Here is a 14,544-nt window from a genome sequence, read left to right on the forward strand (position 1 = left end):
GCCCGCCACCCTTCAGGCCGTCGCAAGCGACGTTTAAAAACGTTCCTGACGTTTTTTTATGGCGGGCAATCCCTGCCCGCCACCCTTCGGGCCGTCGCAAGCGACGTTTAAAAACGTTCCTGACGTTTTTTTATGGCGGGCAATCCCTGCCCGCCACCCTTCGGGCCGTCGCAAGCGACGTTTAAAAACGTTCCTGACGTTTTTTATGGCGGGCAATCGCCGGAAATGACAGGCACAAAAAAACCGGCCAGAGCCGGTTTTTTCAACAACAATATGCAAAATCGCAATTATTGCATAGCGTTGATGCGCGCAACCAGATTGGATTTATGACGTGCAGCTTTGTTCTTATGGATCAGGCCTTTGCTTGCCTGGCGATCCACGATCGGTTGCATATCATTAAACGCATTCTGTGCCGCTTCTTTATCGCCAGCAGCGATCGCCGCGTATACTTTCTTGATGAAAGTACGCATCATGGAGCGACGGCTTGCGTTATGCTTGCGGCGCTTCTCAGATTGTACGGCGCGTTTCTTAGCTGATTTGATATTAGCCAAGGTCCAACTCCCAAATATATTCTATCGAGGACAATTCAAAGGCCGAGGAATATGCCCTTTTAGCCTTCGTTTGTCAATGGATTTGTGCAAATAAGCGTCGTTTGTACGTCAACGCTTGTTACGTTGTGATGGCGCAGGATTTTAACAGCTTCACGCGGTGGAATACAGCTTTTCACGTCATAAATTTACCCGGAGGTGATTAATCGCCGGTAAAACAGATCATCGCCGAGAAAACCCCGGCGCAATGCCTGCTCTCTTGCCGGGAAGACGCCGATGGGCGGCGGCAAAACGTCAAAAATAGCGACGGTATCGGCCCCGCCGGCTGCAAAAGGCGCGAATCGCGGGTTAACCTTACTCGCTGTACAAGGTATAATCCGCCGATTTCCATTATTTTAACCCATTTGTTCTGAGCCAGCTATGCAGCTAATTCGCGGTATACACAATCTTCGGGCGCGCCATTATGGTTGTGTGCTCACTATTGGTAATTTTGACGGCGTACACCGCGGACACCAGATGCTGCTGGAACGCTTGAAGCAGGAAGGTCAGTCCCGCGGTCTTCCTGTGATGGTCATGATCTTTGAACCACAACCCCAGGAACTGTTCTCAGCCGAGAGAGCGCCGGCGCGGTTGACGAGCCTGCGCGATAAAGTGAATTATCTGAAAAAAGCGGGCGTCGACTACCTGCTGTGCGTCAAGTTTGACGCTCGCTTCGCCGCCAATGATGCGCAAACTTTTATTTCTACCTTACTGGTGGAAAAGCTGGGCGTCAGGTTTCTGGTGGTCGGGGATGACTTTCGTTTCGGGGCTGGTCGACAAGGGGATTTCCTGTTATTACAGAAAGCTGGCGTCGATGCCGGATTTGAGGTTATCAGTACGGCTTCATTCTGTAATGATGGTAAACGAGTCAGCAGCACGGCCATCCGTGAGGCGCTCATGAACGATGATTTAACGCGGGCGGAAAACCTGTTGGGACACCCTTATAGCATTTCCGGGCGAGTGGTTCATGGTAATGCTCTGGGAAGAACGATAGGTTTCCCCACGGCCAATCTGCCGTTAAAGCGGCAGGTATCGCCGGTCAAGGGCGTCTATGCCGTCAGCGTATATGGACTGGGTGATGAGCCGGTGCCGGGCGTGGCCAATATTGGCTCGCGTCCGACGGTAACCGGCGACAAGCGCCAGCAGCTTGAGGTACATCTGCTGGATACGACGATGAATTTATACGGTCGTCATATAGAAGTGGTGCTGCGTAAAAAGATACGTAATGAACAGCGGTTTGCTTCGCTTGAGGCGCTAAAGCGACAAATCGCTGACGATGTGGTGACGGCCCGGATGTTTTTCGGGCTAAAGACACCGGTTTAATTTTTCTAGCCGAAGACGAAATCGAGAATCTAATGAGTGACTATAAGACTACCCTGAACTTGCCGGAAACAGGGTTCCCGATGCGTGGCGATTTGGCCAAGCGTGAACCTGGCATGCTGCAACGTTGGTATGAACAGGATCTGTACGGGATTATTCGCCATGCGAAAAAGGGCAAAAAAACCTTTATCCTGCACGATGGCCCTCCCTATGCGAATGGCAGTATTCATATTGGTCACTCAGTTAATAAAATTCTTAAAGATATTATCGTTAAGTCTAAAACCCTGTCGGGCTATGACTCGCCGTATATACCCGGCTGGGACTGCCATGGTCTGCCGATCGAACTGAAAGTCGAGCAGCTTATCGGCAAGCCGGGCGAAAAAGTCAGCGCCGCGGAATTCCGCGCCGAATGCCGTAAATACGCGGCGGAGCAGGTTGCCGGCCAGAAGAAAGATTTTATCCGACTGGGCGTGCTGGGCGACTGGGATCATCCGTACCTGACGATGGATTTTGAGACGGAAGCCAACATCATCCGCACCCTGGGTCGGGTTATTGAAAACGGCCACCTGCACAAAGGCGCCAAGCCGGTTCACTGGTGTGCCGATTGCGGCTCTGCGCTGGCGGAAGCGGAAGTGGAGTACTATGACAAAACCTCGCCTTCCATCGATGTGGCTTTTAACGCCGTTGATGCCGACGCCGTCAGCGCCAAATTCGGCGTGAAGCAGGTTGATGGCCCGCTTTCCCTGGTTATCTGGACCACCACGCCGTGGACGCTGCCGGCTAACCGCGCGATTTCACTGAATGCGGAATTTGTCTATCAGTTGGTGCAGATCGAAGGGCAGGCGCTGATCCTTGCCGCCGACCTGGTTGAAAGCGTGATGAAGCGTATCGGCGTCGACCATTGGCAAGTCCTGGGCGAATGCCAAGGCAGCGATCTTGAACTGTTACGCTTCCAGCACCCGTTCATGGGCTTCGATGTGCCGGCGATTTTGGGCGATCACGTTACGCTGGATGCCGGTACCGGCGCGGTGCATACCGCGCCCGGCCATGGTCCGGACGACTATGTCATCGGACAGCAATATGGGCTGGAAGTCGCCAATCCGGTCGGGCCGAATGGTTGTTACCTGACCGGCACCTACCCGGAACTGGATGGTAAATTCGTCTTCAAGGCCAACGATATCGTTGTTGAGATTCTGCGCGAACACGGCGCGCTCCTGCATCTGGAAAAGCTGCTGCACAGCTATCCGTGCTGCTGGCGTCATAAAACCCCGATCATCTTCCGTGCGACGCCGCAGTGGTTTATCAGTATGGATCAGAAAGGGTTGCGCAAGCAGTCGCTGTCTGAGATCAAAGGCGTTCAGTGGATCCCGGATTGGGGTCAGGCGCGTATTGAAGCCATGGTCGCCAACCGTCCCGACTGGTGTATTTCCCGTCAACGCACCTGGGGCGTGCCGATGTCGCTTTTCGTCCATAAAGAGACGGAAGAGCTGCATCCGCGCACCAAAGAATTGATTGAAGAAGTGGCGAAACGCGTTGAGCAGGATGGGATCCAGGCATGGTGGGATCTTGATCCGAAAGAGGTGCTGGGCGCCGATGCCGAGAATTACGTTAAGGTTCCCGATACGCTGGACGTCTGGTTCGACTCCGGATCGACCCATGCCTCCGTGGTTGACGTTCGTCCAGAATTCGGCGGCCATTCGGCGGATATGTATCTGGAAGGTTCCGATCAGCATCGCGGCTGGTTTATGTCCTCTTTGATGATTTCTACGGCGATTAAAGGCAAGGCGCCATATCGTCAGGTATTGACGCACGGTTTCACCGTGGATGGTCAGGGACGCAAAATGTCCAAATCCATCGGCAATACCGTCAGCCCGCAGGACGTGATGAACAAACTGGGCGGCGATATTCTGCGTCTGTGGATCGGTTCAACGGATTACTCCGGCGAAATCGCCGTGTCCGATGAGATCCTGAAACGTTCGGCGGACGCCTATCGCCGTATCCGCAACACCGCGCGCTTCCTGCTGGCTAACCTGAACGGGTTTGACCCGAAAAAGGATAGCGTAAAACCGGAAGAGATGGTGGTGCTGGATCGCTGGGCGGTCGGCTGCGCGCAAGCGGCGCAGGAAGAGATCGTCGAAGCCTACGACAGCTACGATTTCCACCGCGTGGTGCAGCGTCTGATGCAGTTTTGCTCTATCGAGATGGGCTCATTCTATCTTGATATCATCAAAGACCGTCAGTACACCGCGAAGAGCGACAGCATCGCCCGTCGCAGCTGCCAGACGGCGTTGTATCACATCTCCGAGGCGCTGGTGCGCTGGATGGCCCCGATTCTGTCCTTCACCGCGGATGAGATCTGGGGATACCTGCCGGGAGAACGCGCGCAGTATGTGTTTACCGAAGAGTGGTATGACGGTTTGTTCGGTCTGGATACGGCTGAGAGCATGAACGACGCATTCTGGGCCGATATCCTGAAAGTCCGTAGCGAAGTGAATAAGGTGATCGAGCAAGCGCGTAACGACAAGCGTATCGGCGGATCGCTGGAGGCATCCGTCACGTTGTATGCCGATGCCGCTCTGGCGGATAAGCTGAATCAGTTGCAGCAGGAATTGCATTTCGCTCTGCTGACCTCCAAAGCCAAGGTCGATCTGTATGAAAATGCGCCGGCCGATGCGCAGAGCACTGAACTACCCGGATTGAAAATTGCCTTAAGCAAGGCGGAAGGACATAAGTGTCCGCGGTGCTGGCATTATGAGTCAGATATCGGTACTGACACCGATCATCCCGACATTTGTGGTCGCTGCGCGACCAACGTCGGCGGCAAAGGCGAAGAGCGTAAATTTGTCTGATGAATAAATCGATCTGTTCGAGTGGGTTGCGCTGGCTGTGGCTGGCGCTGTTGGTTCTGGTTGTCGACCTGGGCAGCAAACAGTGGATTTTATCGAACTTTGCGCTGGGAGAGACGCAGCCGCTGGTTCCGTATCTGAATCTGCACTATGCCCGTAATTACGGCGCGGCGTTCAGTTTTCTGGCGGACAAGGGCGGTTGGCAGCGCTGGTTTTTCGCCGGCATCGCCATCGCCATCGTTATCGCCTTGCTGGTGATGATGTATCGCGGCAGCGCGCGCCACAAGCTGAATAACATCGCCTATGCGCTGATTATCGGCGGCGCGCTGGGCAACCTGTTTGACCGGATGTGGCATGGTTTTGTCGTCGATTTTATCGACTTCTATGTCGGCAACTGGCATTTCGCCACCTTCAATCTGGCGGACAGCGCAATCTGTATTGGTGCTGCGCTCATCGTGCTGGAAGGTTTTGTCAATAAGCATGATGATTCGGCTAAGCAAAAGGGTCACTGATGTCTGAGACTATACAGAGCAACAGCGCCGTGCTGGTGCATTTCACCCTGACCCTGGAAAACGGTACGGTGGCGGAATCCACCCGTGAAAGCGGTAAGCCCGCGTTGTTCCGTCTGGGGGATGACAGTTTGTCCGCCGAGCTGGAACAACATCTGCAAGGCTTGAAGCGCGGCGAGCAACGGCGATTCACCTTGCCGCCGGAATCGGCTTTTGGCCCGGTAAACCCTGATATGATCCAGTTTTTCCTGCGTCGCGATTTTGCCGAAACGGGAATACCGGACGTGGGAACGATTATGTTGTTCAGCGGCGTCGGCGGGAATGATATGCCGGGTATTATCCGTGATGTGACGGAAGAGTCCGTTACGGTGGATTTTAACCACCCGCTGGCCGGCCAATCTATTACGTTCGATCTGGAAGTGTTGGATATTGATCCATCTCGGCAGGAGGTTCCGCATGCAGATCTTGCTGGCTAACCCGCGCGGCTTTTGTGCCGGGGTTGATCGTGCCATCAGTATTGTTGAACGGGCGCTGGAGATATTCGGCACGCCGATTTATGTGCGCCATGAAGTGGTGCATAACCGCTATGTCGTCAACGGACTCCGTGAACGTGGCGCGATATTTATTGAACAGATAGATGAAGTGCCGGACGGATCGATTTTGATTTTCTCCGCGCACGGCGTGTCTCAGGCCGTGCGCAATGAGGCTAAAAGTCGGGATTTGACGGTCTTTGATGCGACCTGTCCGTTGGTGACGAAAGTACATATGGAAGTGGCGCGAGCGAGCCGGAAAGGGGTGGAGGCTATCCTGATCGGCCATGCCGGACACCCGGAAGTGGAAGGCACGATGGGGCAGTACAGCAATGCCGAGGGCGGTATGTACCTGGTGGAGTCGCCGGATGACGTGTGGCGGTTGCAGGTAAAGGATGAAAACAACCTGTGTTTCATGACGCAAACCACGCTGTCGGTGGATGATACTTCTGCGGTAATCGACGCGCTGCGTGAGCGCTTCCCGCGTATTATCGGCCCGCGGAAAGACGATATCTGTTATGCCACCACCAATCGTCAGGAAGCGGTGCGCAACCTGGCCGCCATGGCTGACGTGGTGCTGGTGGTGGGGTCAAAGAACTCGTCTAACTCCAATCGGTTGGCGGAGCTGGCGCAGCGCGCCGGTAAAGCCGCTTATCTGATCGATACCGCGGAAGATATTCAGGAAGACTGGCTGGCGGGCATCGGTCATGTCGGCGTGACGGCCGGCGCATCGGCGCCGGATATTCTGGTGCAGCAGGTGCTCAGTCGTTTACAGGCGCTGGGCGGGCAGGTGACGGTTGAAATTCAGGGGCGGGAAGAAAATATCGTTTTTGAAGTCCCGAAAGAGCTTCGCGTTGAGGTGAAGCAAATCGATTAAGTTTATTGCGGCGGAGAAACGGTCTTCTCCGCCGTTTTTTTGCTGACGGACGCCTGTCGCGTCTCTTCCCCCGTCTGAATCGCCCTCATCGCCGATTGATAATACGTCGATAAAAATGCATGTTTATGCGTTATTGCCGCTGAGGTTTTCGTTTGGGCGAACGGTTATGACGGTTTTTACTGATATAATTTTCCCACTGACATAAATTTCTAATCCGCTTATAAATGCGCTGGCGGTGGAGCTTCACGCCCGTTAACCTACTGTGCATGTCATAGCGGAAATAGCAGAGAGAGATAAAAATGAAGGATTCAACGATCCGTATCGCGGTTGCCGGCGCCGGCGGCCGCATGGGACGTCAGCTGATTCAAGCGGTTGCGCAAATTGAAGGTGCCGTACTGGGCGCGGCGTTGGAACGCCAGGGTTCGTCGCTGCTGGGCGCTGATGCCGGCGAACTGGCGGGGCTGGGCAAATCCGGCGTGACGGTGAGCGATAGCCTGGATGCCGTTCGTGATGAATTTGACTTGCTTATCGATTTTACCCGTCCTGAAGGTACCCTGACTCACCTGGCATTTTGCCGTCAGCACCGCAAATCTCTGGTCATCGGCACCACCGGCTTTGATGATCAGGGAAAGGCCGCGATTCGCGACGCCGCACAAGATATCGGTATTGTTTTCGCCGCGAATTTCAGCGTCGGTGTGAATGTCATGCTGAAACTGTTGGAGAAAGCCGCCAAAGTCATGGGGGATTACACCGATATCGAAATTATTGAGGCTCACCATCGCCATAAAGTGGATGCGCCTTCAGGAACGGCGCTGGCGATGGGCGAAGCAATCGCCGGCGCGCTGGGGCGGGACCTGAAAACCTGCGCTGTTTACGCGCGGGAAGGGCATACCGGAGAGCGCGATCCGCAAAGCATTGGTTTTGCGACCGTGCGGGCCGGTGATATCGTCGGCGAACATACCGCCATGTTTGCGGATATCGGCGAGCGGGTAGAGATTACCCACAAGGCTTCCAGCCGCATGACCTTTGCAAATGGCGCGGTTCGTGCTGCAATATGGTTGAAGTATAAGAAAAGCGGCCTTTTTGATATGAAAGATGTGCTCGGATTGGAAGATTTATAAAAAAATATTTTTTTAATGTATTGATGCAAGTAGCGATTATATGTCTCTACTTGTATTTTTTTATTTTATCGTTGTTTTTTTGTTTAGTCTGTTATTTCTGTGTGTTTTCTTGTTTTTTCAGGCCGATTGGGCGCGCTGAAAGCATGAAATTGTCCGTGTTGGTTGATTGTTGCGCTTTTTTTCAGTCACATGAGTTGGCAACCGTTTTCTTTCCCTAGTTAACATCCCTTTTTAAGGGCGAGGGAGAGGTTTTAAGGTGTAAAGCAGTAAAAGAAGAGAAAAAGTGCGGTTGAAGTGGACAATTCAGCCGGCCGTCATTAAAATGCGCCCAATTTGCCAAAAATTTACCTTGAAGGTGGTTTTTGCGTTGATTTAGATCGATTAATCTGAATTAATATGCAAATAACATGATTTTTTATTCCTTGGAGGGTGTTTTGATTAAGTCAGCGCTATTGGTTCTGGAAGACGGAACCCAATTCCATGGTCGGGCCATCGGGGCTGAAGGGACGGCAGTGGGGGAAGTGGTCTTCAATACGTCGATGACCGGATATCAAGAAATCCTTACTGATCCATCCTATTCCCGCCAGATCGTCACTCTCACTTATCCCCATATCGGTAATGTCGGCGCCAACAAAACCGATGAAGAATCTCCATCCATCCAGGCTCAAGGTCTGGTAATCCGCGACCTGCCGTTGATCGCCAGCAACTACCGCAGTGAAGAAAGCCTGTCGGAGTACCTGAAGCGCAATAACGTTGTCGCCATCGCCGATATCGATACCCGCAAACTGACCCGCCTGCTGCGGGAGAAAGGCGCTCAGAACGGCTGCATCATCGCGGGCGACGAGCCGAATGCCGAGCTCGCGCTGGAAAAAGCGCAGGCTTTCCCTGGGCTGAAGGGGATGGATCTGGCGAAAGAGGTCACGACAACGGAGAGCTATCGCTGGTTGCAGGGGAGCTGGACATTGGAAGGCGATTTGCCCGCCGATACGCAGGAAAGCGAACTGCCGTACCATGTGGTGGCCTACGACTATGGCGTCAAGCGCAACATTCTGCGCCTGCTGGTGGACAGAGGCTGCCGACTGACGGTGGTGCCGGCGCAGACCCCGGCGGAGGAAGTGTTGAAACTGGATCCGGACGGCATCTTCCTGTCGAACGGTCCGGGCGACCCGCAGCCTTGCGACTACGCCATTCGGGCGATTAAAGCCTTTCTGGACACCGATATCCCGGTATTCGGCATCTGCCTCGGCCACCAGTTGCTGGCGCTGGCGAGCGGGGCGAAGACGGTCAAAATGAAGCTTGGCCACCACGGCGGCAATCATCCGGTAAAAGATCTGGATAATAATCGCGTGATGATCACCGCTCAGAACCACGGTTTTGCGGTGGATGAAAACGATCTGCCCGCCACTCTGCGGGTGACGCACAAATCGCTGTTCGACCACACGGTGCAGGGGATTCACCGCACCGACAAAGCGGCGTTCAGTTTTCAGGGACACCCGGAAGCCAGCCCCGGCCCGCACGATGCGGCGCCGTTTTTCGACCACTTTATTGAATTGATCAAGACTTACCGTTCTTCAGCGAAATAATCAGGAGCGAGAAAATGCCAAAACGTACAGATATTAAAAGCATCCTGATTCTGGGCGCCGGCCCGATTGTTATCGGCCAGGCCTGTGAGTTTGACTACTCCGGCGCGCAGGCGTGCAAAGCGCTGCGCGAAGAGGGGTACCGCGTCATTCTGGTGAACTCGAACCCGGCCACCATCATGACCGACCCGGAAATGGCCGACGCCACCTATATCGAGCCGATTCATTGGGAAGTGGTGCGCAAAATAATCGAAAAAGAGCGTCCGGATGCGGTATTGCCGACCATGGGCGGTCAGACGGCGTTGAACTGCGCGCTGGAGCTGGAGCGTCAGGGCGTGCTGGCTGAATTCGGCGTCACCATGATCGGCGCCACCGCCGACGCCATTGATAAGGCCGAAGATCGCCGCCGCTTTGACGTGGCGATGAAGAAAATCGGTCTGGATACCGCGCGTTCCGGCATCGCGCATAATATGGAAGAGGCGCTGGCCGTCGCCGCCGATGTCGGTTTCCCCTGTATTATCCGTCCGTCCTTTACCATGGGCGGCACCGGCGGCGGGATTGCCTATAACCGCGAAGAGTTTGAAGAAATCTGCGAGCGCGGTCTGGATCTCTCTCCCACCAAAGAGCTGCTGATTGACGAATCGCTGATTGGCTGGAAAGAGTATGAAATGGAAGTGGTGCGCGATAAAAGCGACAACTGCATCATCGTCTGCTCGATAGAAAACTTTGACGCCATGGGGATCCACACCGGTGATTCGATAACCGTCGCGCCGGCGCAAACCCTGACCGATAAAGAGTACCAAATCATGCGTAACGCCTCGATGGCGGTACTGCGTGAAATCGGCGTGGAAACCGGCGGTTCGAACGTGCAGTTCGCGGTAAACCCGAAAAATGGCCGTCTGATCGTTATCGAGATGAACCCGCGCGTTTCCCGTTCTTCCGCGCTGGCGTCCAAAGCGACCGGTTTCCCGATTGCGAAAATCGCCGCCAAACTGGCCGTCGGCTATACGCTGGATGAACTGATGAACGACATTACCGGCGGACGTACGCCGGCATCGTTCGAGCCTTCCATTGATTATGTCGTCACGAAGATCCCGCGTTTTAACTTTGAAAAATTTGCGGGCGCCAATAACCGTTTGACCACGCAGATGAAATCCGTAGGCGAAGTGATGGCGATCGGCCGTACGCAGCAGGAGTCGCTACAGAAAGCGCTGCGCGGTCTGGAAGTCGGCGCGACCGGGTTCGATCCGCAGGTGGATCTGGACGATCCGCAGGCATTGACCACAATCCGCCGCGAACTGAAAGATGCGGGCGCCGATCGGGTTTGGTATATCGCCGATGCGTTTCGCGCCGGCATGTCCGTCGACGGCGTCTTTAATCTGACCAACATCGACCGCTGGTTCCTGGTGCAAATTGAAGAGCTGGTGCGTCTGGAAGAACAGGTGGCGGAAAAAGGCGTGACCGCGCTGGATGCGGCGTTCCTGCGTCTGCTCAAGCGCAAGGGTTTTGCCGATGCGCGTCTGGCGACGTTGGCCGGCGTGGCGGAAAGCGAAATCCGCAAACTGCGCGACAAGTTCGACCTGCACCCGGTTTACAAGCGCGTAGATACCTGCGCGGCGGAATTCGCCACCGACACCGCCTATATGTACTCCACCTATGAGGATGAGTGCGAAGCCAACCCGAATCAGGATCGGGATAAAATCATGGTGCTGGGCGGCGGGCCAAACCGTATCGGTCAGGGCATCGAGTTCGACTACTGCTGCGTTCATGCCTCGCTGGCGCTGCGCGAAGACGGTTATGAAACCATCATGGTGAACTGTAACCCTGAAACCGTTTCGACCGACTATGACACCTCCGACCGTTTGTACTTTGAACCGGTTACGCTGGAAGACGTGCTGGAAATCGTGCGTATCGAGCAGCCGAAGGGCGTTATCGTGCAATACGGCGGGCAGACGCCGCTGAAGCTGGCGCGTGCGCTGGAAGCGGCCGGGGTGCCGGTCATCGGCACCAGCCCGGATGCCATTGACCGCGCGGAAGACCGCGAACGTTTCCAGCAGGCGGTTAACCGTCTGGGACTGAAACAACCGGCCAACGCCACCGTGACGGCGATCGAGCAGGCGGTGGAAAAAGCGCGCGACATCGGTTATCCGCTGGTGGTGCGTCCTTCCTATGTGCTCGGCGGCCGGGCGATGGAAATCGTCTACGACGAGATTGACCTGCGTCGTTACTTCCAGAATGCCGTCGTGGTTTCCAACGACGCGCCGGTGCTGCTGGACCATTTCCTTGACGATGCCATTGAAGTCGACGTTGATGCCATCTGCGATGGCGAGCGGGTGCTGATTGGCGGCATCATGGAACACATCGAGCAGGCCGGCGTTCACTCCGGCGACTCGGCCTGTTCTTTGCCGGCCTATACGCTGAGCAAAGAGATTCAGGACGTGATGCGCCGGCAGGTAGAGAAGCTGGCGTTTGAGCTTTGCGTTCGCGGCCTGATGAACGTGCAGTTCGCGGTGAAGAGCAATGAAGTCTACCTGATTGAGGTGAACCCGCGTGCGGCGCGTACCGTGCCGTTCGTTTCCAAAGCGACCGGCGTACCGCTGGCGAAAGTGGCTGCCCGCGTGATGGTGGGGCAATCGCTGGAGCAGCAGGGGGTGACGCAGGAAGTGATCCCGCCCTACTATTCGGTGAAAGAAGTCGTGCTGCCGTTCAACAAGTTCCCCGGCGTCGACCCGATTCTGGGGCCGGAAATGCGTTCAACCGGTGAAGTGATGGGCGTGGGCCGGACTTTTGCCGAGGCGTTCTCCAAAGCGATGCTGGGCAGTAATTCACAGATGAAGAAATCCGGCCGGGCGCTGTTGTCGGTGCGTGAAGGCGATAAGGCCCGCGTGGTGGACTTGGCGGCCAAGTTGCTGAAACATGGCTTTGAGCTGGATGCGACGCACGGCACGGCTATCGAGCTGGGCGAGGCGGGAATCAATCCGCGTCTGGTGAACAAGGTGCATGAAGGGCGTCCGCACATTCAGGATCGTATCAAAAACGGCGAGTATACCTATATTGTCAACACCACGGCGGGGCGTCAGGCGATTGAGGACTCCAAGCTGATCCGCCGTAGCGCATTGCAATACAAGGTGCATTACGATACGACCATGAACGGCGGGTTCGCCACGGCGATGTCGTTAAATGCCGATCCGACGGAAAAAGTCACCTCGGTGCAGGAGATGCACGCCTTGATTAAAGGCCGTTGATCGTACGGCGTTAACCGTTTCAGCCGGCGTTTGTGATTCACAAACGCCGGCTGTGTTTTTCCGGTCCCGGAAAATGAAATAAGGCGCGAAGCCGCGCGCCGATGTCATCACGCCGCTTGCCGCGTTGATTCGTTTTTCCTGCTGCATAATCTCATTTCCCTTTTCGTCTTTTCCCGCCTTCCCTGATGAATGCCAGATAATCGTCTACACTTATTATGTTGTTTGAATTTTTATGCCGTAAATGTTGTTCAGCAATAAGAGGCGACCATGAGTTTTAATGAAAAGAACCAACCTGTAACCAAAGAAACGCGATTGCCAAAAGCCATCAACGATCCATTGACGGCTTATCCACGGCCCCCTTTTGAGCATCAGCCGCAACAGGCGCCGGGGCTAGCCGGTAAAATGAAACCGCTCCCCGATCACGGCGAAAAAAGCTATCAGGGCAGCGGGCGGCTGAATGGCCGTAAAGCGTTGGTCACCGGCGGGGATTCTGGGATTGGACGCGCTGTCGCCATTGCTTACGCCAGAGAAGGCGCGGACGTGGCGATTAACTATCTGCCGGAAGAGGAATCCGATGCGCAGGAAGTGATTGAGCTGATCCGCGCCGAAGGGCGTACCGCGGTCGCCATCCCCGGCGATATCCGCACGGAGGAGTTCTGCCAGCGTCTGGTCAAGGAAGCCGTTGAAAAACTGGGCGGGCTGGATATTCTGGTGAATAATGCCGGACGTCAGCAATTTAATGAGTCCATTGAGACGCTGAGCACGGAAGATTTTGACGCGACCTTTAAAACCAATGTGTATGCGCCGTTTTGGATCACAAAGGCCGCGCTGGCGCATTTGCAGGCCGGCTCCGTCATCATTAACACCTCGTCCGTGCAGGCGTTTATCCCCAGTCCGATCCTGCTGGATTACGCGCAGACCAAAGCCTGTAACGTCGCTTTCACTAAAGCGTTGGCTAAACAGCTGGGGCAAAAGGGCATTCGCGTCAACGCGGTGGCGCCGGGGCCTTATTGGACGGCTTTACAGCCGAGCGGCGGCCAGCCGCAGGATAAACTAAGGGAGTTTGGCGGCGATAGCCCGTTGGGCCGCCCCGGTCAGCCGGTGGAAATCGCGCCGCTGTATGTGACGCTGGCCTCGGCCGAAAGCAGCTATACCTCAGGACAGGTATGGTGCTCCGATGGCGGGACAGGGACGCTCTGAGCCATATAAACGGCCCGCTCGGCGGGCCTTAACCAGGTTAACCCAGCGCCACCTTGATGCCGAGCGCAACCAACACCGTCCCCAGCAGTTTATCCACCAGCTTATGCGCCTTTTCCAACGCATGACGCACCGGCCCGCTTTGGAACAGCACCACCAGCAGCGGCCACCAGATAACCGACAGCCCCCAGATGATCATCGCATACCAGAGTTTCTCGCCGACGCCGGAATCGACGCTGAGCACCTGAGTGAAGACGGCAAGAAAGAACAACGTCGCTTTCGGATTCAGCAGATTGCACAAATAACCCTGCAAAAACGCTTTTTTCAGACTGACGCGCTGCGGCGATAAATGCGCAAGGTTCATTTTACTTGCGCCGCGGGACAACAGCGCCTGAATCCCCACCCAGATCAGATAAGCGGCGCCGGCGTATTTCAGCAGATTAAACAGCCAGGGCGTCGTGGTGATGACCACCGCCAGTCCCGCTACGCAGTACGCCATATGCGTCGCCACCCCGCAAATCACGCCGCACGACGTCATCAGCGCGGCGATGCGCGGATAGCGAACCGAATTCTTGATGACCAGAAAGAAATCAGGGCCGGGAGAAAGCATGCCCAGCGTGGCAATGGTGGCGACAAATAGCGATGTTTCGAGCATGATGTGTTCCAGGTGGCGAAAATAGCAAGATAAAACGGTTAGAATGATAGCGCCGTCGTCATTATTTAGCATCACCA

The 14,544-nt window shown here is 55.2% G+C and carries 11 protein-coding genes; 9 read left to right on the plus strand and 2 right to left on the minus strand.

What is annotated here, in order from left to right; translation table 11 throughout:
- Positions 1–287: 287 nt before the first annotated feature.
- On the minus strand, positions 288–551 hold the full coding sequence (rpsT, locus tag ABRZ28_RS03580) for a 30S ribosomal protein S20 (RefSeq protein WP_239782317.1): 264 nt from the start codon (positions 549–551) through the stop codon (positions 288–290).
- Between the two features lie 417 nt (positions 552–968).
- Here rpsT and ribF point away from each other — a divergent pair, with 417 nt between their 5' ends.
- The 9 genes from ribF (at position 969) to ABRZ28_RS03625 (ending at position 13,815) form a co-directional block, all read left to right on the plus strand.
- The gene (ribF, locus tag ABRZ28_RS03585) at positions 969–1,910 is read left to right on the plus strand and encodes a bifunctional riboflavin kinase/FAD synthetase (protein ID WP_319604687.1); all 942 of its coding nucleotides are present in this window, start codon (positions 969–971) and stop codon (positions 1,908–1,910) included.
- 32 nt (positions 1,911–1,942) lie between these two features.
- Positions 1,943–4,756 (plus strand): isoleucine--tRNA ligase, encoded by a 2,814-nt coding sequence (gene ileS / locus ABRZ28_RS03590; protein WP_330519510.1) that lies wholly within the window; start codon positions 1,943–1,945, stop codon positions 4,754–4,756.
- On the plus strand, positions 4,756–5,265 hold the full coding sequence (lspA, locus tag ABRZ28_RS03595; RefSeq protein ID WP_330519511.1) for a signal peptidase II: 510 nt from the start codon (positions 4,756–4,758) through the stop codon (positions 5,263–5,265). Before ileS ends, lspA begins: the two co-directional genes overlap by 1 nt.
- Positions 5,265–5,738, plus strand: a complete 474-nt coding sequence (gene fkpB / locus ABRZ28_RS03600) for an FKBP-type peptidyl-prolyl cis-trans isomerase (RefSeq protein ID WP_330519512.1) — start codon at positions 5,265–5,267, stop codon at positions 5,736–5,738. The genes lspA and fkpB overlap by 1 nt, the downstream gene beginning before the upstream one ends.
- Entirely contained in the window at positions 5,719–6,669 is a 951-nt protein-coding gene (gene ispH, locus ABRZ28_RS03605; protein ID WP_319604683.1) for a 4-hydroxy-3-methylbut-2-enyl diphosphate reductase, read from the plus strand. The genes fkpB and ispH overlap by 20 nt, the downstream gene beginning before the upstream one ends.
- A 299-nt stretch (positions 6,670–6,968) precedes the next feature.
- On the plus strand, positions 6,969–7,790 hold the full coding sequence (dapB, locus tag ABRZ28_RS03610; RefSeq protein WP_330519513.1) for a 4-hydroxy-tetrahydrodipicolinate reductase: 822 nt from the start codon (positions 6,969–6,971) through the stop codon (positions 7,788–7,790).
- A 434-nt stretch (positions 7,791–8,224) separates the two neighbouring features.
- Positions 8,225–9,373 (plus strand): glutamine-hydrolyzing carbamoyl-phosphate synthase small subunit, encoded by a 1,149-nt coding sequence (carA, locus tag ABRZ28_RS03615; RefSeq protein ID WP_319604681.1) that lies wholly within the window; start codon positions 8,225–8,227, stop codon positions 9,371–9,373.
- A 14-nt stretch (positions 9,374–9,387) separates the two neighbouring features.
- On the plus strand, positions 9,388–12,615 hold the full coding sequence (gene carB, locus ABRZ28_RS03620) for a carbamoyl-phosphate synthase large subunit (protein ID WP_319604680.1): 3,228 nt from the start codon (positions 9,388–9,390) through the stop codon (positions 12,613–12,615).
- Between the two features lie 267 nt (positions 12,616–12,882).
- Positions 12,883–13,815 carry an SDR family oxidoreductase gene (locus ABRZ28_RS03625; RefSeq protein WP_319604679.1) on the plus strand — a complete coding sequence of 311 codons (933 nt, stop codon included), beginning with the start codon at positions 12,883–12,885 and terminating at the stop codon, positions 13,813–13,815.
- Positions 13,816–13,852: 37 nt separating this feature from the next.
- Here the strand turns inward: ABRZ28_RS03625 and ABRZ28_RS03630 are convergent, their stop codons facing one another.
- Complete coding sequence (locus ABRZ28_RS03630; RefSeq protein ID WP_319604678.1) at positions 13,853–14,467, minus strand: LysE family translocator; 615 nt, start codon at positions 14,465–14,467, stop codon at positions 13,853–13,855.
- Positions 14,468–14,544: the final 77 nt, after the last annotated feature.

This window comes from Brenneria sp. g21c3 (assembly GCF_040240345.1).
GTDB lineage: Bacteria > Pseudomonadota > Gammaproteobacteria > Enterobacterales > Enterobacteriaceae > Brenneria.